This window comes from uncultured Stenotrophomonas sp., from assembly GCF_963519125.1.
In the GTDB taxonomy this organism is placed as follows: Bacteria; Pseudomonadota; Gammaproteobacteria; order Xanthomonadales; family Xanthomonadaceae; genus Stenotrophomonas.
Window position 1 is genome coordinate 188,949 of record NZ_CAUQLJ010000002.1, and the last position, 22,463, is coordinate 211,411.

20 protein-coding genes and 1 pseudogene are annotated in these 22,463 nt (G+C 66.9%); 9 read left to right on the forward strand and 12 right to left on the reverse strand.

Annotation, left to right across the window (positions count from 1 at the left end; all coding sequences use genetic code 11):
• Nucleotides 1–86 precede the first annotated feature (86 nt).
• Nucleotides 87–1,448 carry an MFS transporter gene (locus RYM47_RS02325; RefSeq protein WP_315385839.1) on the forward strand — a complete coding sequence of 454 codons (1,362 nt, stop codon included), beginning with the start codon at nucleotides 87–89 and terminating at the stop codon, nucleotides 1,446–1,448.
• A 69-nt stretch (nucleotides 1,449–1,517) separates the two neighbouring features.
• On the opposite strand, the gene RYM47_RS02330 is transcribed toward RYM47_RS02325, so the two are convergent.
• The 3 genes from RYM47_RS02330 to RYM47_RS02340 form a co-directional block, all read right to left on the reverse strand.
• Nucleotides 1,518–3,458 (reverse strand): alpha/beta fold hydrolase, encoded by a 1,941-nt coding sequence (locus RYM47_RS02330; protein ID WP_315385841.1) that lies wholly within the window; start codon nucleotides 3,456–3,458, stop codon nucleotides 1,518–1,520.
• Nucleotides 3,455–4,432 carry a DUF4105 domain-containing protein gene (locus RYM47_RS02335; RefSeq protein WP_315385939.1) on the reverse strand — a complete coding sequence of 326 codons (978 nt, stop codon included), beginning with the start codon at nucleotides 4,430–4,432 and terminating at the stop codon, nucleotides 3,455–3,457. Before RYM47_RS02335 ends, RYM47_RS02330 begins: the two co-directional genes overlap by 4 nt.
• 104 nt (nucleotides 4,433–4,536) lie before the next feature.
• Complete coding sequence (locus tag RYM47_RS02340; RefSeq protein ID WP_315385843.1) at nucleotides 4,537–4,758, reverse strand: hypothetical protein; 222 nt, start codon at nucleotides 4,756–4,758, stop codon at nucleotides 4,537–4,539.
• 240 nt (nucleotides 4,759–4,998) lie between these two features.
• Here RYM47_RS02340 and RYM47_RS02345 point away from each other — a divergent pair.
• From RYM47_RS02345 to RYM47_RS02360, 4 genes and pseudogenes are all read left to right on the forward strand, one after another.
• A pseudogene (locus tag RYM47_RS02345) lies at nucleotides 4,999–5,337 on the forward strand (TonB-dependent receptor plug domain-containing protein); the annotation flags it as partial.
• Nucleotides 5,338–5,432: 95 nt separating this feature from the next.
• Nucleotides 5,433–7,025: a TonB-dependent siderophore receptor gene (locus tag RYM47_RS02350; RefSeq protein ID WP_315385845.1), complete on the forward strand. Its 1,593-nt coding sequence runs from the start codon at nucleotides 5,433–5,435 to the stop codon at nucleotides 7,023–7,025.
• Nucleotides 7,026–7,064: 39 nt separating this feature from the next.
• Entirely contained in the window at nucleotides 7,065–8,201 is a 1,137-nt protein-coding gene (locus RYM47_RS02355; protein WP_315385846.1) for a PepSY-associated TM helix domain-containing protein, read from the forward strand.
• On the forward strand, nucleotides 8,198–8,380 hold the full coding sequence (locus RYM47_RS02360) for a hypothetical protein (protein WP_315385847.1): 183 nt from the start codon (nucleotides 8,198–8,200) through the stop codon (nucleotides 8,378–8,380). Before RYM47_RS02355 ends, RYM47_RS02360 begins: the two co-directional genes overlap by 4 nt.
• A gap of 10 nt (nucleotides 8,381–8,390) precedes the next feature.
• On the opposite strand, the gene RYM47_RS02365 is transcribed toward RYM47_RS02360, so the two are convergent.
• The 8 genes from RYM47_RS02365 to RYM47_RS02400 form a co-directional block, all read right to left on the reverse strand.
• A complete protein-coding gene (locus RYM47_RS02365) occupies nucleotides 8,391–9,263 on the reverse strand; it encodes a LysR substrate-binding domain-containing protein (protein WP_315385849.1) in 873 nt (290 codons plus the stop codon).
• A 25-nt stretch (nucleotides 9,264–9,288) separates the two neighbouring features.
• Nucleotides 9,289–10,170, reverse strand: a complete 882-nt coding sequence (locus RYM47_RS02370) for an SDR family NAD(P)-dependent oxidoreductase (RefSeq protein ID WP_315385851.1) — start codon at nucleotides 10,168–10,170, stop codon at nucleotides 9,289–9,291.
• A gap of 87 nt (nucleotides 10,171–10,257) precedes the next feature.
• Nucleotides 10,258–10,638, reverse strand: coding sequence for a YbjQ family protein (locus RYM47_RS02375; protein WP_315385852.1), 381 nt, complete (start codon nucleotides 10,636–10,638; stop codon nucleotides 10,258–10,260).
• Between the two features lie 49 nt (nucleotides 10,639–10,687).
• Complete coding sequence (locus tag RYM47_RS02380) at nucleotides 10,688–11,149, reverse strand: nuclear transport factor 2 family protein (protein WP_315385853.1); 462 nt, start codon at nucleotides 11,147–11,149, stop codon at nucleotides 10,688–10,690.
• 117 nt (nucleotides 11,150–11,266) lie between these two features.
• The gene (locus RYM47_RS02385; RefSeq protein ID WP_315385941.1) at nucleotides 11,267–12,109 is read right to left on the reverse strand and encodes an alpha/beta hydrolase; all 843 of its coding nucleotides are present in this window, start codon (nucleotides 12,107–12,109) and stop codon (nucleotides 11,267–11,269) included.
• 213 nt (nucleotides 12,110–12,322) lie between these two features.
• The gene (locus RYM47_RS02390) at nucleotides 12,323–15,346 is read right to left on the reverse strand and encodes a two-component regulator propeller domain-containing protein (RefSeq protein ID WP_315385855.1); all 3,024 of its coding nucleotides are present in this window, start codon (nucleotides 15,344–15,346) and stop codon (nucleotides 12,323–12,325) included.
• 63 nt (nucleotides 15,347–15,409) lie between these two features.
• Nucleotides 15,410–15,763 (reverse strand): AraC family transcriptional regulator, encoded by a 354-nt coding sequence (locus RYM47_RS02395; protein ID WP_315385858.1) that lies wholly within the window; start codon nucleotides 15,761–15,763, stop codon nucleotides 15,410–15,412.
• A 79-nt stretch (nucleotides 15,764–15,842) separates the two neighbouring features.
• Nucleotides 15,843–16,235 carry a hypothetical protein gene (locus tag RYM47_RS02400; RefSeq protein ID WP_315385860.1) on the reverse strand — a complete coding sequence of 131 codons (393 nt, stop codon included), beginning with the start codon at nucleotides 16,233–16,235 and terminating at the stop codon, nucleotides 15,843–15,845.
• A gap of 178 nt (nucleotides 16,236–16,413) precedes the next feature.
• Here RYM47_RS02400 and RYM47_RS02405 point away from each other — a divergent pair, with 178 nt between their 5' ends.
• The 4 genes from RYM47_RS02405 (at nucleotide 16,414) to RYM47_RS02420 (ending at nucleotide 21,372) form a co-directional block, all read left to right on the forward strand.
• Nucleotides 16,414–16,776 (forward strand): H-NS family nucleoid-associated regulatory protein, encoded by a 363-nt coding sequence (locus RYM47_RS02405; protein ID WP_315385861.1) that lies wholly within the window; start codon nucleotides 16,414–16,416, stop codon nucleotides 16,774–16,776.
• A gap of 27 nt (nucleotides 16,777–16,803) precedes the next feature.
• Nucleotides 16,804–17,709, forward strand: coding sequence for a hypothetical protein (locus RYM47_RS02410; RefSeq protein ID WP_315385942.1), 906 nt, complete (start codon nucleotides 16,804–16,806; stop codon nucleotides 17,707–17,709).
• Between the two features lie 15 nt (nucleotides 17,710–17,724).
• Nucleotides 17,725–18,954 carry a VCBS repeat-containing protein gene (locus RYM47_RS02415; RefSeq protein WP_315385863.1) on the forward strand — a complete coding sequence of 410 codons (1,230 nt, stop codon included), beginning with the start codon at nucleotides 17,725–17,727 and terminating at the stop codon, nucleotides 18,952–18,954.
• Between the two features lie 111 nt (nucleotides 18,955–19,065).
• Nucleotides 19,066–21,372: an arylsulfatase gene (locus RYM47_RS02420; protein ID WP_315385864.1), complete on the forward strand. Its 2,307-nt coding sequence runs from the start codon at nucleotides 19,066–19,068 to the stop codon at nucleotides 21,370–21,372.
• A 91-nt stretch (nucleotides 21,373–21,463) separates the two neighbouring features.
• Here RYM47_RS02420 and RYM47_RS02425 read toward each other — a convergent pair whose 3' ends face one another.
• Nucleotides 21,464–22,402: an alpha/beta hydrolase gene (locus RYM47_RS02425; protein ID WP_315385865.1), complete on the reverse strand. Its 939-nt coding sequence runs from the start codon at nucleotides 22,400–22,402 to the stop codon at nucleotides 21,464–21,466.
• Nucleotides 22,403–22,463 lie beyond the last annotated feature (61 nt).

Consider the following 22,463-nt stretch of genomic DNA (forward strand, 5'->3'; position numbering starts at 1 on the left):
TTGACCTCAACCTTGGTTCAGGTGTCATCGTGCGGCACCTCGTGGCGCACCGCAAGCGCCACGCACCTTCGTTGCCTGGATTGCACATGTCTTCCGATGTCGCTTCACTGCCTGCCACCGACGCACCGGCGTCGATCCTCTCGCCACGCTACCGCGCCACCACCGTCGGCATGGTGGCGCTGGTCTCGCTGCATGCCTTCGAAGCGCTCGCGGTCGCCGCCGCCATGCCCACCGTCGCCCATGATCTGGACGGGCTGCGGCTGTATGCGCTCGCCTTCGGCGGCACCCTGGCCACCAGCGTGATCGGCATGACACTGGCCGGGCGCTGGAGCGACCGCCTCGGGCCGGCACGCCCGTTGTGGCTCGGCCTGGCCTGCTTCATCGCCGGCCTGCTGGTAGCCGGTTTCGCCCAGCACATGCCGGTTCTGGTACTGGGCCGGCTGCTGCAGGGGCTGGGTGCGGGTGCGATCTCGGTGGCGCTGTATGTACTGGTGGGGCGCACCTTCCCCGAGCCGCTGCGGCCGCGCGTGTTCGCCGCGTTCTCGGCCGGCTGGGTGGTGCCGTCGCTGATCGGCCCGGCGATCAGCGGACTGATCGTGCAGCACCTCGGCTGGCGCTGGGTGTTCCTGGGCGTACCGCTGCTGGCCATTCCGGCCGCATTGCTGCTGCGACCGGCGCTGCGCGCGGTGCCCTCGCTCGCCACGGGCGCTGGATCCAGCCGCACAGTGGTGCGCTGGGCGATCGGTGCCTCACTGGGCGCGCTGCTGCTGTACGTGGGCGGGCAGCAGGTCGGCTGGCCGGCGCTGGCGGTACTGGTACCGGCCATCGCGCTCCTGGCGTTGTGCAGCTGGAAGCTGCTGCCGGAGGGCACGCTGCGACTGCGGCGCGGGCTGCCGAGCGTGATCGCGTTGCGCGGCATCGCGGCGTCGGCCTTCTTCGGTTGCGAAGCATTCCTGCCGCTCCTCCTGCAGCGCGAACGTGGCCTGACCCCACTGCTGGCCGGCGTGGCCCTGAGCCTGGGTGCACTGGGCTGGTTCAGCGGTTCCTGGTTCCAGGGCCACCAGGGCCAGGGCGTGTCGCGGAAGCAACTGCTGGGCGCCGGTGCACTGCTGATGTGCACGGGCATCATCGGCACCGCGCTGGCGATCCAGCCCGGCGTCCCGCTGTGGCTGGCGCTGGCCGGATGGACCCTGACCGGCCTGGGCATGGGCCTGATCTACCCGAGCCTGTCAGTGCTGACGCTGTCGTTGTCGCCGCCCGCGCAGCAGGGCGCCAATACGTCGGCGTTGCAGCTGAGCGAAGCACTGGGCGTAGCCACCACGCTGGCGGTGTCCGGTTCGCTGTTCGCGTGGATGTTGTCGGTGGACGTGACCCTGGGCTACCTGCAGACCTTCGCGATCATGTTGTTGCTGGCTGCGGCGAGCGTGGTGGTCGCGCGGCGGGTATGACACCCCGGTAGAGCCACGCCCTGCGTGGCTGCAGTGCCGGCACCGCGCGCAGCGGGGCAGAGCCCCGCTCTAGGGCGTTTTCCGGTCGACCTGCTCCAGGTCCTCGCGCAGGATCCGCCGGATCTCCAGCACCGCCTGCGGCGTTTCCTGCACGCTGTGCCCGGAGATGATCACCTTCTCCGACACCGCCCCCGGCAGGTGTGCGCTCCAGTACGGCACCAGTCCATCGTCGGACTGTTCCAGCGGCACCGTGGCTTTGCGCTGGGCGATGATCGAGTGGTACTTCAGGCCGGGCATGATCGGCAGCGCCGAGGATGCCTTCACGAACGGGTCGCTGGCCTTCAGGTTGTCGATGCTGTTGGGAATCTGCAGCTTGGTCGCCTGCGCCGACTGCACTTCGGCCTGCTGCAGGGTCTGGAACACATCCTCGAACTTGCCCAGCAGGGTGATCGGCAGGCGCACCAGGCGGCCGATGAAGCGCCCTACCCGGTTGCCGGCGATATCGGTGCCCTTGTGCGGCGCGGCGATGAAGATGGCGCGCTCCACGTCCGGTTCGGCGTCGAAATGCAGCAGCGGGCCCAGCTTGGCCTGCACCCGCTTGAGCCGCTCGCCCTTCAGGTCATAGTTGGCCAACAACTGGTCCCACAGCGTTTCGCCGGAGCTGGTGACGAGCAGGCGCGCGAGCACCCCGCCCATGCTGTGGCCGATGAACACCATGTCCTTCGACGCCGGCGCGCTGCCGGTGGGATCGAAATGATGCAGCGTGTTGTTGAACGCCTGGTCGATCTCGTAGCGGTTCAGCGCGATCGGCGCATTGGTCGGGTAATACACCTGCCACACCTGGAAATGGCGGCGCAGTTCCGGGTCACCCAGGATCTCGTTGGCCACGTTCACCCACGCTTCCGGGCTGCTGCCCAGGCCATGCAGCATGAAGATGATGCGGCGGTTCGGGTCCCACGGCTGCATCAAATACATGTGCGGCGCAGCGATGCCTTCGCTCAACCCGAACAGGGTCCGCAGTGACTGCGTGGCGAATCCGGACTGGGCCAGCCACATGCCGTAGGCGGCGGTGAAGTTGCCGGCCAGCGGTACCTTCTCGCCATGCAGCTGCACGCTCTCGGTGGACTCGGGCGAGTACACGTCGAACAGCACCTGGGTCGTGTACAGCACCTGCTGCAGGGTGTCGCCCTTGAAGCGCAGCAGCGCGGTGGCATTGATCGAGGACATCTCGCTGTACTGCGGGATCTCCACCTTCTCGCCGTCGACCGGCGCGATCAGCTTGGGCGGGTCCATCACCACTACCAGCTCGGCGCCGAAACCGTCGCGCCGATACGTACTGCGCAGCCCGGCAAAGCTCACCGACGAGGCCGAGACCATGGTGGTGGGAATGCTGGTCAGGCGCAGCTGGTCGAAGTCCGAGGTCAGCGTCCAGCGCTCACCGGCCACGGCAGCGTTGTAGTCTTCGCCTTCCAGCGCGCTTTCGCGGCTGCGCTTGAACACCAGCGTGGCGGTCTGCTCGGCGGCGTAGTTGTAGTAGTCGCGCACCTGGGTCTGGCGGTCTTCGAAGGCGCGGTCGGACGGCGTGCGCCCGCTGAAGAACAGGTAGGCGTAGGCATAGCGGGCGGCTTCCAGCCAGGCGTCCAGCGCTGCCTCGGACATCGGGGTCTTTTCGCGGTCCTTCGGCTTGGGGGTCAGTGCCAGCGCATTCTTCACCCACAGCTCGGACAGCGTCGACAGGCGCTGCTCCTCGGGCAGGTCAGAAGTCTCCTTCAGGGTCTTCTCGCAGGCCGCTACATCCTTCTCGCACAGCGATACGTCCAGCCCGATCACGCTCAGCGTTTCCTGCGAAGCCATGCTGAAGCGACTGGAGGTCAGCACGTCGCCGCGCTTGTTGGCCAGGTAATCGGTCGGCGATACCTGCTTCATGGTCACCATCGCGCAGCCGCTGGACAGCAGCAGCGACAGCACCAGGGCCAGCAACGGGGCGCCGCGGCGCAGCCAGCGGCTCATCGCTGCGGCTCCGGCTCGATCCCGGGCACGCCCTTGCGGATCAGCTGGGAGAAGTGCGGATCGTCGCCGGCAGCGCGCGCGCGTTCGGTGATGCGTCCGCGCGCCTTCAACGTCGCGAAGTCCACGCCGGGCGTCAGTACGCCCAGGTCGCGCGCATATTCAGCGAAGTAGCCCGACACCAGCAGCCGGTAGTCCAGCGGCAGTCCCGGCGCGATCTGCTTTGCCAGTTCATAGACGATGGTGGTGCAGTTGCTGGTGAGCGTGTTGTAGAAAGCAGGTGCGGCGTCAAGTTTGCGCGCCTCGCCCAGATAGGACACGAACAGGCCCTTGAGCTGCTCGTGGGTCATGCCCGCCAGCCGGTACAGGTACACATCCTCGCCCCGCACATTGCTGCGCACGCGCACGATGTCGGTTTCCTCGGCCGCCACGAGGGTCATCTCGAACTTGCGGAAGAACCCGCCCAGCGCGGAGAACGACTCGCCACGTTCCTTGCGGATCTCCAGCGAGAACACCAGCTGGCGGCCGTCGGCGAACCCGAACGACACCAGTGTGTGTGCGATCAGCGGCCCCATCCAGTACGACAGCACCAGATCGGCCGAACGCAGCTGGTCCAGGTCATAGTCGCGGCGCTCCCAGCGCACGTCATGGTCGTCTTCGCTGCGCCAGGTGAAGTTGCGCACGTTGTCCAGCACCACATGGGTACCGTCGAACTCGACCACCTTCAGGCGTTGGGCGACATCATCGGCCCAGACCCGGTCCTGCCGTGGGCTGAGCAGCAGCCACCAGACCCCGCACAGGACCAGCACCGCCAGGAACACCGGTCCGGGCCAACGACCGGCCCGGGCGCGACCGAACGCGACTGCAGTGGTCAGCGCTAAGGCGCCCCAGACCAGCACCGCCACCCCTTTCAACCAACCCGGCCCGGGCAACTGGTACGCCAGGAGCCCCGCCACCCACAGTGCTGCGGCCAGCATCAACAGCGCCAGCCCCCATCGTCCTGCTGTCTTCACACATCGTTCCGTCGGTTGGTCGGGGCGCTAGTAAGCCACAACCCGATGTGTGGAACATGTTTGCCTGTTCAGGTACGGCGCGGCGCCCCGACCTTCTGCCAGGGGGCCATGCCCTTGCGTGCCCGCGGCAGTGCCCGGCGCATGGGCAGGCGGCGCGGCATGGGAATCCCCACGCCCGGAGCGGCGGAGTCGTCGCGGCGCAGGTCCTCGGCGCGTTCCCCGACCAGCAGGGCCGCCATTTCTTCCAGGCCATTGCGCATCGCCCGGGCGGCGGTCTGCAGGGTATTCATGGGCGTCTCCATCAGCGGCGTGGGGACGGTCTACGTTAGGCGGGCAAACGCGTACGGGCCGTGCAGGGGATGTTTCAGCCAGATGAAGTCGCCTCCGTACCTTTTGAAGCTGAGAGTCATTTGCGTTCGCATCCTCACCTCCCGATAATCCGGGCCCTCACTCCCGGAATCCTGACCATGCCTGCCCTGACGCGCCGTTCGCCCCTGTTGCTGCTGGTCCCCACCCTGCTCGCATCGGCCATGGCCCAGGCCCAGGACGCCAGCACTGCGCGTACCCTGGACGCGGTCAGCGTGGTCGCCGACCGCGCCAGCACCGCGACCAAGACCGACACGCCGCTGACCCAGACCCCGCAGGCGATCAGTGTGATCACCAGCGAGCTGTTCACCGACCGGGGTGCGCGCAACCTGCAGGAGACCCTGCGCTACAGCGCCGGCGTGACCGCAGACGCCTATGGCCTGGATACCCGCAGCGACGGCAGCACGGTGCGCGGGCTCGACCCGGTGCAGTACCTGGACGGCCTGCGCCGCAGCTACGGCTTCAGCCCGCTGGCGCGTACCGAGGTCTACGGTCTTGAACGGGTGGAAGTGCTGCGCGGCCCCTCCTCGGTGCTGTACGGCGCCGGCGCCACCGGCGGCATCATCAATGCCATGACCAAGCGCCCACCTATACCGACGTGGGCGGTGAGGTCGGCGTGCAGCTCGGCAACTTCGACCGCAAGCAGCTCCAGGGCGACATCGGCGGTGCGCTCAATGACGCCGGCACCGTGGCCGGCCGCGTGGTCGGCCTGGTCCGCGACAGCGGCATGCAGACCGACGAGATCGACGATGACCGGATCTACATCGCGCCCTCGATCAGCTGGCGCGGCGAGCGCAGCACCCTCACCGTCCTCACCAGCTACCAGCACGACAAGACCGCCTCGAGCCAGCAGTTCCTGCCGGTGGTGGCCACGCTGCACGCACCGGCCGGCACGCCGCGCCTGGACCCGTCCACCTTCCTGGGCGACAAGGACTTCGACAAGCTCGATTCGCGCGTGTACAGCGTGACCGCGCTGTTCGACCATCGCTTCAACGACAGCGTGAGCCTGCGCTCCTCGGTGCGCTACCTGGACGGCAAGACCGAGTTCCGTGAGCTCTACCCGGACGCCTACAGCAATCCGCTGGACCCGTTCATCGATGCCGACAAGCGCGTGGTCAACCGCAATGCGTATGGCGTGCGCCCGGACGTGCGTTCGCTGACCAGCGATACCGCGGTGCAGTTCGACTTCGCCACCGGCGCGTTCCAGCACATGCTGCTGGCCGGCGTGGACTACAGCGACTACCGCGAGGACGCGCTGCAGCTGGACGCCACGCCGACCCCGATCGACATCTACACCCCGGTCTCCACCGGCGTGACCATCAACGGCTGGAATCGCCTGCCCGACCAGCAGACGACCCAGCTGGGCGTGTACCTGCAGGACCAGATCCGCTGGGCCGACCGTGTGTCGCTGGTGCTGGGCGCGCGCCGCGACCATGCGCGCAGCAAGACCGAAGGCCTGCCGAGCCAGACCGACAACGCCACCACCTGGCGCGCCGGCCTGATCGGCGACATCGGCGCCGGGGTGTCGCCGTACATCAGCTACAGCGAATCGTTCCTGCCGGTCACCGGCCAGGACATCTACGGCAACGCGTTCAAGCCGATGCAGGGCGACCAGTGGGAAGGTGGCGTGAAGTGGCAGCCCGCCGCGAACATGCTGGTCACCGCCGCGGCGTACCGCATCACCGAAACCAACCGCCAGACCAATGATCCGGAAAACCCGCTCAACGTGGTTCAGACCGGCGAGATCGAATCCAAGGGCGTCGAACTGGAAGGCCAGTTCACCTTCGCACACGACCTCACGCTTACCGCCGCCTATTCGCGCAATCGCGCCAAGGTGACCAAGAGCAACTTCGAGATGGAAGTGAACCAGCGTCTCAATGACACACCGCAGGAGCTGGCGTCGGTCTGGGTGGCGAAGGGCTTCCAGATCGACGACGTCTCGCGCCTGCGTCTGGGCGTTGGCGGCCGTTACGTGGGCAATACCCAGTCGCTGGGCTTCGGCGGCTTCATCCGCACCCCGAGCTACACGCTGGTCGATGCGCTGGCCGAAATCCAGGTAACCGACTGGACCATGGCGTTGAACATCACCAACCTGTCGGACAAGAAGTACTTCGCGCCGTGCCGCAACTTCGGTGATTGCTTCACCGGTAATCCGCGCACCGTTACCGGGACCATCAGTTACCGGTTCTGATCAAGACGCACCCCTCTCCAGCCGCCGCCAGAGAACTCAATGCAACGCGCCACCATCAAAGCCTGGTTCCTGGTCCACAAATGGACCAGCCTGATCTGCACCCTGTTCCTGCTGCTGTTGTGCATCACCGGCCTGCCGCTGATCTTCGGCGAGGAAATCGACCACCTGCTCGAGCCGCATGCAGAACAGACCACCACCCCCGGACCGGCGCGCAATTACGACGAACAGGTGAGGACCGCGCTCGACCAGTACCCGGGCAACGTGCCGCTGTTCGTGGGCTGGGACCCGGAAGCCAACACGATGTACGTCAACACCGGTGAGCGCGCCGACACGCCGCCGCCGCAGATGAAGACCGCCCTGCTGGACAGCAGCAGCGGTGCCGTCGTGCCTGCCGCGCAGTTCAACGAAGGCGTGATGTATTTCATCCTGCGCCTGCACACCGACCTGTTCCTGGGCCTGCCCGGCATGCTGTTCATGGGCGCCATGGGCCTGCTGTTCGCAGTGGCGATCATTTCCGGGCTGGTGCTGTACGGGCCCTTCATGCGTCGGCAGCGCTTCGGCACCCTTCGCACCGGCCGCAGCCGTCGCCTGGCCTGGCTGGACCTGCACAACGTGATCGGCGTGGTCACCCTCGGCTGGGCACTGGTGGTGGGCATCACCGGCGCCATCAACACCATCGCCAAGCCGCTCGAGAGCGCCTGGCAGAGCGAACAGCTGGGTGAGTTCGCGGCCCGCTACGCCGGCCAGCCGCGACCGACCACCCTCACCTCGCTGCAGGCTGCCGTAGATACCGCGCGTGCGGCCGAACCGGAGATGCGTCCGGCCTTCGTCAGCTTCCCGGGCACCGGCTACAGCGGCGATCACCACTATGGCGTGTTCATGCAGGGCAACACCCCGCTGACCGAGCGCCTGTACCGCCCGGTACTGATCGACGCGGTCAGCGGCGAGCTCACCGCACGGCCGCAGCTGCCCACCTACATGAGCGTGCTGCTGCTCAGCCAGCCGCTGCACTTCGGCGACTACGGCAAGCTGCCGCTGAAGATCCTCTGGGCGCTGCTGGACCTGCTGACCATCGCAGTGCTGGTCAGCGGCCTGTATCTGTGGGTCAAGCGCGGCAGCACCGAAGCGCGGGTGACCGAGATCGAGCGTGCCGGGAACACCGGAGGTGCCGCATGAGCCGCCCTTCCGCCCCGAACGGAAGTCCCTTCGCCGCCCCGGCATGGATCGCCGCAGCGAGCGTGCTGGGGCTGGTCAGCGCGCTGGTCGGTGACGGGATCTTCGATGTCGTGTCGTGGGTGGTGTTCGCCGCCTTGATCGGGCTGGTGGTGCGCGCGTGGATCAAGCGGACCCGCTGAAGGTCCGTCGTCAGCTGCGATCCAGGAACAGCTTCACCGCCGGCAGTGATTCGTCCGAGCGCACACAGAGGTGAAGCTCGAATCCGGCATCGTCTCCCTGCAGATGCCGGTACGCGACCTCCTCGCTGCGGAATCCGGCCATGCTGGCCGGCACCACCGAGATCCCGGCTTCCACCGCCACCAGCGACAGCACCGCATGCATCCCGTGTGCTTCCTGCACTACGCGCGGGGTGAAGCCGGCAGCCGCGCACAGCCGCACCACCTGCGAGTGGAAGCCCCTGCCCTCGCGTGCGGGCCACAGCACGAAGGGTTCATCGGAAAGTTCGGCGATGGTCACCGCGTCGCCCTTCGCCAATGGATGCGCGCGTGGCAGTGCGATCGCCAGGCGGTCCATGTCGAAGGGCTGCAGCTGCATGTCCTCCGCATCGAACACCGGTGGAATGACCACGCCCACGTCCAGGCGCTTTTCGCGCAACATCTGGATCTGGCGGGCGGAGGTCGCTTCAATCAGCTCCAGGCGTACGTCCGCATTGGCCTGGCGAAAGTTGCGGATCACTTCCGGCAGGCGACCGTACAGCGCACTTCCCACGTAGCCCAGGCGGATGCTCCCGGTGCGACCCGCAGCGGCGTCCTGGGTGGCCAGCAGCGCACGGTCGGCCTGCTGCAGCAGCAACCGCGCTTCGTCCAGCAGCACCGCACCTGCCGCGGTAAGTCCCAGCGTGCGGTTACCGCGCAGGATCAGTTCGCTGCCGATCTCCTCCTCCAGCCGGCGGATCGCCGTCGTCAGCGGTGGCTGCGACATGTGCAGCCGTGCGGCGGCGCGATGGAAATGCAGTTCCTCGGCAACGGCGACGAACTGGCGGAGCAGGCGGAGATCGACCATGGGCGTCAGTATGACGTGGAAAACGCTAGCTGCGCGGTTCCACTGTCGGTGTAGCGATCTGCGACCATTGCGCGGCGATGTCCTCGATGCTTTCCGCTGTCGTGGCACGCAGGTCGCGCGGATAGGCCACATCCTCGGCTTCCACGCTGCGGGTGGCATGGAACTGTCCATTGCTGGCGCGCAGGATCCAGCCACCTTCGCGACACGCTGTGGAAGCCAGAAACGCAACGCCCGGTGCCACCGCATCCGGATGCAGCTCATCGGGCTCACCTTCCACGCCCCACATGCGGGTCTTGGCGACCGGCGAGATCGCATTGACCATGATGTTGTGCGGCGCGCCCTCGGCGGCCAGTACGTTGACGATACCTACCGCCGCCATTTTCGCCGCTGCATAGGCCGCCAGACCCTTCTGCACGTACTGCGGATACAGCGCGCGATCGGACGTGGTGAGTACGATGCGGCCGTAGTGGCACGCCTTCATCTCCGACCACGCCGCTTCAGCCAGCCACAACGGCGCCTTGGCCGCGATGGTCATCATGTAGTCGAAATGGTCTTCCTGCAGCGCATCGATCAGCTGGTACTCCACCCATCCGGCATTGTGGATGATGAAGTCGATCCGCCCCTGCCGCGCCAGGATCCCGGCAATCAATCCCCTACAGCCTTCGCGCTCGTCGATCACCGCGTGCGCGGCATGCACGTCCAGCCCGGTCCCGCGCAGCAGTGCCACGGTGGCATCGATCCGGTGCGGATCCTGGCCCTGCCCATCCAAACCGGCTCCTACGTCGTGCATCACCACCCGTGCGCCGCGCTGCGCCAACAGGCGGCTGTAGGCCAGCCCCAGCCCGCTGGCCGCGCCGGTCACCAGGCCGACCTGCCCCTCGAATGAAACACCGTCTTGCCTTTGCATCCCTACAGGATCAGGGCGCGGGGTCATCCGAGGCCAATACGAGTTGCAGGGGGCTGCGATACGCCGGGCATATCGCTCCGCCTGCGGTCAGCGCACGGGTTCCACCACCACCGCAGTGCCATAGCACAGCACTTCAGTGAGGCCGGTCATGATGTCGGTAGCGTCGTAGCGCATGCCGATGATCGCGTTGGCGCCCAGCATGCGCGCGTGCTTGGCCATGTCGCGATAGGTTTCCTCGCGGGCCTGTTCGCACAGCTCGGTGTAGATGGTGATGTTGCCGCCGAACAGAGTCTGGATGCCGCCCAGCAAATTGCCGACGATGGAGCGCGAACGCACGGTGATGCCGCGCACCACGCCCAGGTTGCGTGCGACCCGGTAACCGGGGAGCTCGAATGCCGTAGTGACCATGGAGTCGTCGAGACGGGGACCGCTCGGGGGACGTGCTGCGCTGTTGTAGGGGTCTGCCATTGCCTGGCTCGGTGCAAAGGGCGCGAGGCCCGTGGAATGGAGTGTCGGATCAGCGTGTCGTCGGGGGCGCCGCAGCCGGAGGTTTGGGCTTGGAATACCACAAGGCGTTGACGATGATCCACCGTTCGCCGAAGCGGCCCATATGGAAGTAGTCAACGAACCAGGGCGTCTCCAGGCGGACCGAAGCGGCGGTGTCGGTGACGTCCAGCACGCGGCAACTGCGGTCCCATTGGTCCTTGGGCGTTTTCAGGGCACCCTGCCGGGTCAGCCCCACCAATTCTTCTTTGCTCATCCGGCGCAGGCCAAGCCGTTCGTCCGGCGTCTCCCCCAGGACCATGCGCTTGGCCAGGTCAGGATGCAGCGATCGGGCAACCCGCGCCGGGTCGCCTTCCAGTTGGCCATCCACGTAGTCGAAGCACGTTGCTTCAATGGCAGCGACGGTACGGGCATCGGGCAGCGAAGGAACGTTCGTTGCGGCAGCAGCGGCAAACAGCAGGGCAAGTGCGGGCATGACCACTCCAGGCGGATGCTTGATGGAAGGCTTATAGCACGGGAAGGGTGCGAGGCTGCTGCCGTTGCAGGCAGTGCCGGGCACACGGGGCATGGGGCCCCGTGTGCCTTGGGTACATCAGGCCTTGATGAAGGCCAACAGGTCCGGATTGATCACGTCCGCGTGGGTGGTCAGCATCCCGTGCGGGTAGCCCTTGTACACCTTGAGCGTGCCGTTCTTGAGCAGCTTCACCGAGAGCTCGGCCGAATCGGCGATCGGCACCACCTGGTCGTCGTCGCCGTGCATCACCAGCGTCGGCACGGTGATCGCCTTCAAATCGTCGGTCTGGTCGGTTTCCGAGAACGCCTTGATGCCTTCGTAGTGGGCCTTGGCGCTGCCCATCATGCCCTGGCGCCACCAGTTCTGGATCACGCCCGGGTAGACGGTGGCACCAGGACGGTTGAAGCCGTAGAACGGGCCGGTCGGGAAGTCCACGAACAGCTGCGCGCGGTTGGCGGCAACACCGGCACGGATGCCGTCGAACACTTCGATCGGCAAACCGCCCGGATTGGAGGCGGTCTTCAGCATCAGCGGCGGCACCGCGCTGACCAGTACGGCCTTGGCGACGCGGCCCTGCGGCTGGCCGTACTTCGCCACGTAACGCGCAACTTCACCGCCGCCGGTGGAATGGCCGATATGCACGGCGTTGCGCAGATCCAGGTGCTCGGCCACAGCCGATGCGTCTGCTGCATAGTGGTCCATGTCGTGGCCGTCGCTGACCTGTGCCGAACGACCATGGCCGCGGCGGTCATGCGCGATCACGCGGTAGCCGTGCTGCACGAAGAACAGCATCTGCGCGTCCCAGTCGTCCGAGGACAGCGGCCAGCCGTGGTGGAAGACGATGGGCTGCGCATCGCGCGGGCCCCAGTCCTTGAAGAAGATGCGGACGCCGTCTTTGGTGGTGACGAAGTTTTCGGACATGTGCGTGGTTTCCGGTGTGGGGGACGAGGTGCGTGCGGTTGCGAGCGCCGGCAGCGCCATCACGGCGAGCGCGGAAGCGCCCACCTGGAGCACCTGGCGGCGGGTAAGCGTCAGCGTGTCCAGCTGGCGTGGGGGCATGGTGCGTCCTTCTCGGGGATGGCAGCGCACATGGAACCAGACGTGCACGCAGGGACGCTTGTACACCGTTGCGCTTTACCCGCGTGGCCGGGGCCGCATGCGTTTCAATACCGCGCGGATGCGGTCGCGCAGCCCTGCCATTCCGGGCCGATACGGCGATTCCCAGGCGAACGCAGCGGGAATCTGCAGGTCGATTCCGGTACCGCGACCGGGCCGACCGGAGAGAATCGCCAGGGTGCCGCCAGCGCGCGCCGCACGTTCATGCATGCCCGCCAGGCCCCAGTGCCCTTCCACCGCACCCGCCTCCTGGCTGAATCCAATGCCGTCGTCATCCACGCGCAGCCGGAAGGCATGCCGCCCGTAACCCAGCGACACCTGCACAGTGCCCGCCTTCGCATGCCGGAACGCATTGAGCATCGCCTCGCGGCCGATCATGTACGCCTCTTCGCTGGCGCAGCGCTGCATCGGCCGCGGCGTGCCCTCCACCACCAGACGCACCACCGGCGTATCCAACCCGTGCGACTCGTCCAGTACCGCCATCAGCGCAGCGCCGAGGTCGCGAGCGTGGTCCACGTCGCCGCGCAGGCCGCGCACGCGCTCGCGTCCATCGGCACCGACCCGCTCGGCCATGGTCATCGCCGCTTCCAGTTCCTGCCGGACCGGATCGGTTGGCGCCAGCTTGCGGCTGGACGCATGCAGCCGAAGGATAAGGCCCTGCGTGCTCTGCAGCAGGGTGTCGTGCAGTTCGCGTGCGATGCGCTCGCGTTCGCGGTGGCGCTCGTCCAGGCGCGTGCGGATGCGAGCGGCCAGCTGCCGCAACCGGGCCAGGTACAGCAGCCACAGCAGGGCCGCGGCGGCCACCACGCAGAGCAACCGGAAACAGCCGGTTTCCCAGTAGTGCGGCGCAACCGTCACCACCAGCTGCGCGCCCTGTTCGTTCCACACGCCGTCGTTGTTGCTGGCACGCACCTTGAACACATAGCGTCCGGATCCGGGGGCGTTGTACAGCGCCGAACGCGCCGCGCCTTCCATCCATTGCGAGTCGAACCCTTCCAGCTGATAGCGGAAGCGCACGCGCTCGGGTATCGACAGGCTCAGCGCGGTGTAGCGGATGCGCAGGTTGCGTGGCCCGGCCGGCAACTGCACCTGGCCGTCCCGGATGGGAACCATCGCGCCATCCACGGTCACCGAGAGGATTTCCACCGGTGGCGCCACCGGGTTGCGCACGATCCGCCGTGGGTCGATCGAGACCAGGCCGCTGGTGGTGGCAAACCAGAGGCGTCCGTCGCTGGTACGGGCGGCGGTAGGCAGGGGCCGGAACTGCGCCGCGATGCCCGGCAGTGCGTCCAGCGCGTTGAAGCGTTCGTAACGCGGGCCGCCGTGCCCGCCAAACAGCCCGGCGACATCGTCGGCGCGCACCCGCACCACGCCACGCGCACCGTTGAACCACACATCGCCCGTAGCATCGGCCACGATCCCGCTGATGCCGCGCAGGTCCTCGCGTACGTCGACCAGCACGTTGCGCAGGCGACCCGCGCTCACCAGCGCCAGGCCGCGCTCGCCGCCGATCCACATGCCGTGGGTGTCTTCGAACAGCGCAGTGACATTGCCCACGTCCAGTGGTTCACCGGTCCACGGCGTGGTCGCCTTGCAGTGTTCCAGCACCACCGCGATGTTGCGTGCGAAGCCCAGCCACAGGCGTCCCCGGGCATCGACCTGCATCGACAGCGGCGATCCGTTCGACGGCAGGTCGGCGATGTCCTGCAGATGCGTCCAGCTGCCCTGGTGCAGCCGGTACAGTCCCGGCGTGTTCAACGACAGCCACGCGGCACCGTCGGGCGTGGTCGCGATCGCCTGCACGCCCGAGCGCAGCGACACCGGCAGGTCTGAGACCTCCTCGAAGCTGCCGCCGTGCAACCGCCACAGACCTCCGGGGCCACCCAGCCAGATGCCGCCTTCGGCGTCGCGATGCATCGCGGTGATCGCCGCATGCAGCGGCAACGCCTGCCGCGATGCCATCCGCACACGCTGCAGGGCATGGTTACGGGTACCCACCAGCAGCGCATCGTCGTCGGCTGCGATGGCGAAGTCCTGCGCACCTTCCGGCATCGCCACCTGCACCAGGTTGGCGTGGCGGAAGCGGTCCAGGCCACGGCTGCTGCCCACCCACAGGTTGCCTTCCCGGTCTTCCAGTAGTGGCTGCAGATAGTCCGAGCTGAGCCCGTCCGCGCGCCGGAACGTCTCAAACCCCTCGCCTGCGCGCGCAGGCGAACGCCGCACCAGCCCGGTGCCCAGCGTAGTGGCCCAGAGCACACCGTCGCGGTCGAACAGCAGGCCGGCTGACGCGCCCGGTGCGCCAGGTTGAGCGGTTGACGTTGCGTTGCCCGGTGCCGTCAGGGGGCGCACGCCACCGTCCGCTTCGGCGACCCAGATCGCCCCATCCGGCGCCTGCGCGATCTGGCTTACCCGTCCCACCACGGCAGGCAGATGCTCGAATGTGCCGGCGCCACGGCGCAGTAACACCATGCCGTTTTCGGCGGCAATCCACAGCGTGCCGTCGCGGTCGGTGAACAGGGTGCGGGCCTGGCGGCCTGGATACCCCATCGCCACGGGTGGGCGCTGCCAGCGCTGCGCATGCAGCATGACCGGGCCGGTAAACGTGGCCGCCCACAAACGACCGCTGCCGTCTTCGGCGAAGCGGAACACCGTGCTGGTCGGCAACCCTTCGGCCTGCCCGTAATGCCGCACGTGGGCGCCCTCAATCAGGCTGACCCCGCCATAGCGGAACCCCACCCACAGTCCGCCACCGGGGGGCGCGTACAGGGTGGACACACTGGTGGCGGGAAAAGCCTCGGTGCCGGTGGGCGCAAAACGCGTGAAGCGCACGCCGTCGAAGCGGTACAGCCCGATCTCGGTACCCAGCCACAGATAACCGTCGGCTGTCTGCGCCAATGCAGTGACCTGGCCCGGCGCGCCCTGGTTGACGGTCCAGGCGGTGTGGTGGAACTGTCCTACCGCGCGCGCCGGGTCCAGCGCGTTCGCGCTCCCGGCAAGGAGCAGCAGAAAGGCAAGGGCGAGACTTCGAAGTGTGTACGTCATCATCGCCCCCCTGCCCGCGCGCGCGGCGCTACGCCAGCGCATGCGCCATCATACAAAAACGCCTTACTGGCAGGGGCGGTCGGCGCGGGCGTCCTGCAGGTACGCCGACGGCGTGCATCCCAGGCTGCGGCGGAACCAGCGGACGAAGTGACTCTGGTCGTAGAAGCCCAGCTCGCTGGCGATCTGGCCGATGCGCTGGCCGTCGGCGCGCAGCAGCTGCCGGGCACGCTCGATCCTGCGCATGCGCAGATACTCCATCGGGCTGAGCCCGGTCTGCTCGCGGAACATACGCGCGAAGTGGAACCGGCTCATGCAGGCAGCTTCGGCGATCGCACTGAGCTGCAGCGGTTCGGAAAGATTGGCCTCGATGTAATCCACGCCGCGTTCGACCGCGCGTGCCGCAGGGTTGGTGTGCACGGGGAACCCTCGCCGAAGTTGCCTTGTATGCTGCCGCTGCACCGCACGCGGCCACAGCCCCGATCGGCGGGGTGCCTGCCTACTCTTTCGGGTGATCGCGCCGGTCCGGCCCGCTGCGGCGCGTGCGCTGCGACGGCGGCAGCTCCACCACCCGCCGGCCGAACAGGACCGCGTCCACCGAGTAGGCGCCAGGGCCCAGCAGCAGCACGCTCGCCAACAGTCCGACGACCGGCCAGCCCTGCAGCCCGGGATCCAGGCAGGCCACGAACACCGCCGCCAGGATCCCCAGCGGAAGCAGGCTGCCGAGCACGATCAGCACCGCCGCCATCCACGCCCAGCCAAGCACGTCGCCGTGCGGCAACGAGGCACGCAGGCCCCACGGCCACACCAGCATCGAGGACAGCATCAGACGCAGCAGGAGCAGGCCCACGCCGGGCATGCGGTCAGGGAATGTTGCGTAAAGCAGCTGCACCGGTCGCCTCCAGCGTTCGATCAGGCCGCCGCCATTGGGGACCTGTTTCCGCCGGCGCGCATGCCCCGAAAGAGTAGTAAGCAGCGCTGTACAGGTCGCAGCCGGTGCTGGGAGGGCGCGGATTGATCACACCGGCATTTGGTATCGTGCCCGGGTCTGTCCTTCTTCCTGGAATTACATGTCCCGCACGTCATCCGCCTCCCCCTCCCCGCACGCCCTGCTGCGGGCCGCCACCAAGGAGGCGTATGAACGCGTCACCGTGCTGCTCACCACCAGCTACGCCGATTTCAGCCCCGAGCAGCAGCGCAGGATCCAGGCGCTGGTAGCCCGCGAGGGCGCGGCCCCCGCGGCGAAGGCCCCGAAGGCGCCCAAGGCCCCCCGACAGGAACTGCCGCCGCGTTACTGGCTGCCGCACACCCAGGAAACCTGGTCCGGGCGCGGTCGCGTTCCGCAGTCGTTTCTGGCTTGGGAAGGCACCGTGGCCCACACCGAGTGGAAGAAACGTCATCCCGACCAGCGCTTCCCGGCCTTCCCGGGCTGATCGACGCTGATGAGCCGTGATTTGAAGATGCGCCGTGCCGTGGGCATCCACGGCACCCTGCACCGCATCGAAGACCTGCAGAAGCGCCACGATACGAAGCAGACCCTGCCCACCCTGCTCTGCGACAGTGAAGGCTGCGGCGCGTCGGTCAGGTTCGTGCCCGGGCACAGCAGGACGCCCGTCGGCGGCGTGCCGATGGATGTGCCTGCCTTCATTGGCTTGAACAAGGGCGCACAGCATCAACCCGGTTGCCGGTACGACGCTCCTGCACGCCTGCAGTCGATCCTCACCGCGGGCACTGATGCGGCATTCCTGCCAGCGCTCGAGGACGGGAAGCACGAACTTCGGCTGCTGCTGCTCCAACAGGAACTCAAGCGTGGCGCCGCCGCCAATGCCTCCGAACCGTCATCCGACCGTTGCCTGGCGACGCTCGCCGACCTGCTGTCACTGCGCGCCCTGTGCGCGGACGACGCCCTGCTGGCGGCGCGGCTGACCCTGCGCCTCGGCAAGAAGAAGGTCGACTGGAGCAGCTTTTTCTACGCACAGGATCGGTACGACGACGCCTGGGAGCGGCTTGGCTCGAGTTCCACCGACCTGCCGATGGCACTGGTGGGCACGGTCCGGTCGCACCGCTCGCCGCAACCCGGCGCCGGCGCCGGGACCACCTATCTGAACTGCGCGCCCAAATATCAACGCACCGACGTCGCCGACCGCAGGGACTTCTACGAAGTCAGCGTAGGCCACGACGATGCAGCCTGGCTGCAATCCTTCCCGGTCGGCTCGGAGATCGTCATGTTCGGGCTGTGGCGGCAGGGCAGGACCAGCACCACGTCCCGGCCGCACCCTACCGACCCGCGCCGGACCATCACCAGCGTCACCTACAAACTGGCGTTGTGGCCCGTTTTCAAGCAGCAGCTGATCGAGATCCACTGATACGGAGCAGACACGATGCCTTCGAACGCCCACTTCCCTCTGTTGCTGGCCGCGCTCTGCGGCGCCGCGTTCAATGTCGGCGCGGCATCGGTGCAACCCCCGACCACGGCCTTCACCGACGTCACCGCCACCCACGTACCTGCCGATGCAGCGCTGCATGCGCTGGACGGTGCGATGCTGGACGCAGACGGTGATGGCGACCTGGACATCGCGGTCGCGGTGGAGAATGGCGCCAATCGGCTGTATCTCAACGACGGTACCGGCAAGCTCAGCCACGCATCCGGCGCGTTTGGTTCGATCAAGGGCGACAACGAACATGTGCGCGTGGCGGACTTCAATCGCGACGGCCACCCGGATGTGCTCTTCATCGCCGAAGACACCGAGCAGCATGCCCTGTTCCTGGGCGACGGCAAGGGAGGATTCAAACGCGTGAGCGAACGCCTGCCCGCCACCAGCCAGGCCAACGGCGTGGCGGTCGGCGACGTCAACGACGATGGCCTTCCGGACATCGTCATCGGCAACACCACCGAAGGCAAAAGCGGCGTCGCGCAGCCGTTCCTGTGGTTGAACGACCCGGCACGCCCGGGGCATTTCATTGACGCTACCCTGACCCACCTGCCCCGCATCGACGTACAGGCGCAGGGCATCGTGCTGGCAGATCTGGACGGCGATGGCGACCTGGACATGGCCATCGCCAGCCAGGATCCGATCAACCGCCTGCTGTTGAACGACGGCCGCGGCCGCTTCATCGACGCGACCGACCGGCTCGGCAAACAAGTGCCCACCGAGACCCGCGAAGTCCACGCGCTGGACGCCAATGGCGACGGACGGCTGGACCTGGTGTTCTTCAACCTGACCAGCAACAACCGTGAGTGGGACAAGGATCCGCAGACCCGCCTGTTCATCAACCAGGGCGACGCCCGCTTCAAGGATGAAACCGTCGCGCGCCTGCCCACGCACCGCTTCTCCAGCTGGGGCGGCACCGTGGTGGATTTCAATCAGGACGGGTATCCGGATCTGGTGGTGAGCGCCATCGAGGTACCCGGCTTCAAACCGCTGCAGGTCCGCGCCTGGCAGAACGACGGCAAGGGGATCTTCACCGACGTAACCGCCAAGGTGGTTCCCGCAGCGACTACCGGGCGCAGCTGGAGCATGGCAAGCGGCGACCTTGACGGCGACGGCAAACCGGACCTGTTCATAGGCGGGTGGCAGTCGCAGGCGCGACTCCTGTTGAGCGGCGACTGAAACGGCGCCAGCCGGCTAGGTAGATTTACTGGCCCGCGCTGCTGAGTATTTCGGATGCCGGCGTCGCTCCGGCTTGCCACCATCAGCCTTCATCGACTGCGGGGCAGGCTCATGGGTGACAACACGCGCGCCAGTGGCACACCGGACGTCCTGCCGCCGCCGGACTTCCATTTCCGCGGCGAGGTCGGCCGCACTTATCTCGATTCGGACCCTGCCGAGTTTCCACAGCCCGTGCAGGCGCCGCCCGGGTCCCCGAACATCGTGCTGATCCTGCTCGACGATGTGGGCTTCGGCCAGTTCAGCACCTTCGGCGGCGGCGTCCCCTCGCCCACCATGGACCGCCTGGCCCAGGAGGGGCTGCGCTACAACCACTTCCACACGACCGCGCTGTGCAGCCCCACCCGCGCCGCGCTGATCACCGGCCGCAACCATCACTCGGCCTCGTTCGCCGGCATCACCGAACTGGCCACCGGCTACGACGGCTACTGCTGCGTGCTGCCGCGCAGCTGCGGCACGGTCGGCGAGGTGCTGCGCCAGAACGGCTACATGACCGCGTGGATCGGCAAGAACCACAACACCCCCACCTGGGAGCTGAGCGCGGCCGGCCCGTACGACCGCTGGGCCAACGGCCTGGGCTTCGACTATTTCTACGGCTTCAACGCCGGCGACATGAACCACTGGAACCCGCTGCTGTTCGAAAACCGCGACCTGGTCCCGGCCTCCACCGATCCGGATTATCACCTCACCGAAGATCTGGCCGACAAGGCCATCGCATGGGTGCGCAAGGTCAAGAGCATCGCGCCGGACCGCCCGTACTTCCTGTACGTGGCACCCGGTGCCACCCACGCACCGCACCAGGCCCCGCAGGCGTGGATCGACAGGTTCAAGGGCCAATTCGACATGGGTTGGGACGCGTATCGCGAGCAGACCCTGGAACGACAGAAGGCGCTGGGTGTAGTGCCCAAGGACACACGGCTGACCGAACGCTCGCCCGGGCTTCCCGCGTGGGAAGGACTGAACGACGATCAAAAGCGCCTGTACGCGCGGATGATGGAAGTGTTCGCCGGCTACGGCGCGCAGGTGGACGAGGCGATGGGCCGAGTGATCGACGCGGTCAAGGCACTGCCCGATGCCGACAACACCCTCATCATCTACATCGCCGGCGACAACGGCTCCAGTGCCGAAGGCGGGCTCGAAGGCTCGCTCAACGAGAACCTGTTCTTCAACGGCTTCCCCGAAAAATGGCAGGACAACCTCAAGGTCATCGACGAACTGGGTGGGCCGAAACACTTCAACCACTTCCCTTCGTCGTGGGCGCATGCGATGAACACGCCCTTCCAGTGGACCAAGCAGGTCGCCAGTCATTTCGGTGGCACCCGCAACCCGATGATCGTCAGCTGGCCGCAGCGGATCACCGACAAGGGCGGCCTGCGCGAGCAGTTCCTGCATGTGATCGACATCGTGCCCACGCTGTACGAACTGTGCGGTATCACCGCACCCCGTGAGCTCAACGGCATCGTGCAGAAGGACATCGAAGGCGTCACCTTCGCGCACACGCTGGACGACGCGCAGGCGCCCAGCCACCGTCGCACCCAGTACTTCGAGCTGGCCGTGAACCGCGGCCTGTACCACGACGGCTGGATGGCCTCGGCGCCCTCGTTTGCACCGTGGATGCCGGTGCGCCCGGACGACTGGGACCCGGACAAACAGGTGTGGGAGCTGTACAAGCTGGACGATGACTTCTCCCAGGCCAATGACCTGGCCGCACAGCACCCGGAGAAACTGCGCGAGCTGCAGGACCTGTGGTGGGTGGAGGCGGCCAAGTGTCAGGTACTGCCGCTGGACTGGCGCGCCACCATCCGCATGAATGCCGAAGCCATGGGTCGCCCCAGTCTGGTCGGCAAGCGCACCAAGGCTGTGTATTACGAAGGCATGCGTGCGCTGCCGGACGCAGCCTGCCTGCCGATGCTCAACAAGTCGTGGACGATCAGCGCCGACATCGATGTAGACGCCCCGGACAGCGCCGAAGGCATGCTCATCACCCGGGGCGGTTCAGAGGGCGGCTACGGCCTGTACCTGCGCAACGGCAAGCCCACCTTCGTCTACAACTTCCTGGGCGTGGAGCGACCCACGTTCGTCGCCTCCAGTGCCGTACCGAAAGGCAGATCGACGGTCGAAGTAAAGTTCACCTACGACGGCGGCGGCATGGGCAAAGGCGGCGCGCTTGCCTTGAGCATCAATGGCACGCAGGTAGCCGAGGGCCGGCTGGAGCGCACCGTGCCGATCCAGTTCTCCATTGGTGAAGGCCTGGATATCGGCCTGGACACCGGCTCGGCCGTGGACTGGACGTACACGCTGCCGTTCGCGTTCAACGGCCGCATCGCACAGGTCGTCGTCGAGGTATTTCCCGATCGTTGAGCGCCCGCTGCAACCACTTCCGCGCAGGAATAATCCCTGTCCAACCCGGGTTCCGACCTGCCCACCGGAGGCGCCTACGGGGCTGAGCCGATCAGCCCTGCTTACCCAGCAACCATGCCAGTATGTCCTGGTGCAGCGCCTCGGTTTCCTTCGCGGTGGGCGTCCCCCATAAACTGTGGCCCATTGCTGGCACTTCCCGGTAACGGAACACAACGCCCGACCCCTTCATGCGCTCCGCCAGACGTCGCGCTGAAGCCACGGGCACCGAGAGGTCGCGTTCACCGTGCACCACCAGCAGCGGAGCGTTGAGATCGCGCAGGAGGTTGGCTTCGACCGCATCCAGGCGGCTCGCCCATGCAGCGTAGGTGTTGGACTCCCCCATCCAGTCACGCGTGGGCACCGGCGCCTTGCGGATCTCGTCCATCTGGGCCCGGGTAGCCGCCCGGCACTCGGCATGCTTCTCGGGCACAGCGCATACCATCGCTTCCATGGAATCAGCCATGGTGCTTCCGCCGCCGAATCCCACCAACGCGACCGAACGGGTGTTCGGGTAATAGGCAGCCAGCTGTGCGCCGATCCTGCCTCCGTCCGAGAAACCCCAGACCAGCAGCTCGCCGTTCCACCACGCGGCTTTTCGATTCAGATGCTGCAGCACGCGCAGGTGATCGAGCACCCGCTGCTCGATGGTGTAGTACCGGCGAAACTCCTCGCTGCACTTGAACTCCGGCCCGATCTCGATATCACCCTCTTTGTTGAGAGGCGGATTCGTCGGGCCTGGCTTCTCGATCACGGCCAAGGCAAAGGGAGACTCTTCCTGCAACCGAGTCTGCAACCATGCCACGCTCTGGTTGTAGGTCGAAGGAATGCACAGGGAGCCGTCGATGTAGACCAGCAGTGGCACTTTGCCCTGTGTGGATGGGCGCTGCAGATGTACTTGCAGTGGGCTGCCATCTACGCGAAGTATCTGGAAACGTTCCTGCGGAACGGCGTTGCCTGCACCCGCCGCCGCAGGGAGCAGGGTCAACAACATCCAGGCGGCTATCCAGCGGGGTACGGAGGAACGTCCTTTTCCAAGTCGCACGTCAGGGCTC

Bases quoted from the DNA above. Each gene is read 5' to 3' on its own strand.
- RYM47_RS02360 (WP_315385847.1), top strand. From the start codon at position 8,198: ATGAGCCGCCCTTCCGCCCCGAACGGAAGTCCCTTCGCCGCCCCGGCA.
- RYM47_RS02365 (WP_315385849.1), bottom strand. From the start codon at position 9,263: ATGGTCGATCTCCGCCTGCTCCGCCAGTTCGTCGCCGTTGCCGAGGAA.
- RYM47_RS02340 (WP_315385843.1), bottom strand. From the start codon at position 4,758: ATGAATACCCTGCAGACCGCCGCCCGGGCGATGCGCAATGGCCTGGAA.
- RYM47_RS02380 (WP_315385853.1), bottom strand. From the start codon at position 11,149: ATGCCCGCACTTGCCCTGCTGTTTGCCGCTGCTGCCGCAACGAACGTT.
- RYM47_RS02390 (WP_315385855.1), bottom strand. From the start codon at position 15,346: ATGACGTACACACTTCGAAGTCTCGCCCTTGCCTTTCTGCTGCTCCTT.
- RYM47_RS02355 (WP_315385846.1), top strand. From the start codon at position 7,065: ATGCAACGCGCCACCATCAAAGCCTGGTTCCTGGTCCACAAATGGACC.
- RYM47_RS02375 (WP_315385852.1), bottom strand. From the start codon at position 10,638: ATGGCAGACCCCTACAACAGCGCAGCACGTCCCCCGAGCGGTCCCCGT.
- RYM47_RS02410 (WP_315385942.1), top strand. From the start codon at position 16,804: ATGCGCCGTGCCGTGGGCATCCACGGCACCCTGCACCGCATCGAAGAC.
- RYM47_RS02415 (WP_315385863.1), top strand. From the start codon at position 17,725: ATGCCTTCGAACGCCCACTTCCCTCTGTTGCTGGCCGCGCTCTGCGGC.
- RYM47_RS02420 (WP_315385864.1), top strand. From the start codon at position 19,066: ATGGGTGACAACACGCGCGCCAGTGGCACACCGGACGTCCTGCCGCCG.
- RYM47_RS02325 (WP_315385839.1), top strand. From the start codon at position 87: ATGTCTTCCGATGTCGCTTCACTGCCTGCCACCGACGCACCGGCGTCG.
- RYM47_RS02335 (WP_315385939.1), bottom strand. From the start codon at position 4,432: ATGCTGGCCGCAGCACTGTGGGTGGCGGGGCTCCTGGCGTACCAGTTG.
- RYM47_RS02330 (WP_315385841.1), bottom strand. From the start codon at position 3,458: ATGAGCCGCTGGCTGCGCCGCGGCGCCCCGTTGCTGGCCCTGGTGCTG.
- RYM47_RS02370 (WP_315385851.1), bottom strand. From the start codon at position 10,170: ATGCAAAGGCAAGACGGTGTTTCATTCGAGGGGCAGGTCGGCCTGGTG.
- RYM47_RS02385 (WP_315385941.1), bottom strand. From the start codon at position 12,109: ATGTCCGAAAACTTCGTCACCACCAAAGACGGCGTCCGCATCTTCTTC.
- RYM47_RS02405 (WP_315385861.1), top strand. From the start codon at position 16,414: ATGTCCCGCACGTCATCCGCCTCCCCCTCCCCGCACGCCCTGCTGCGG.
- RYM47_RS02425 (WP_315385865.1), bottom strand. From the start codon at position 22,402: ATGTTGTTGACCCTGCTCCCTGCGGCGGCGGGTGCAGGCAACGCCGTT.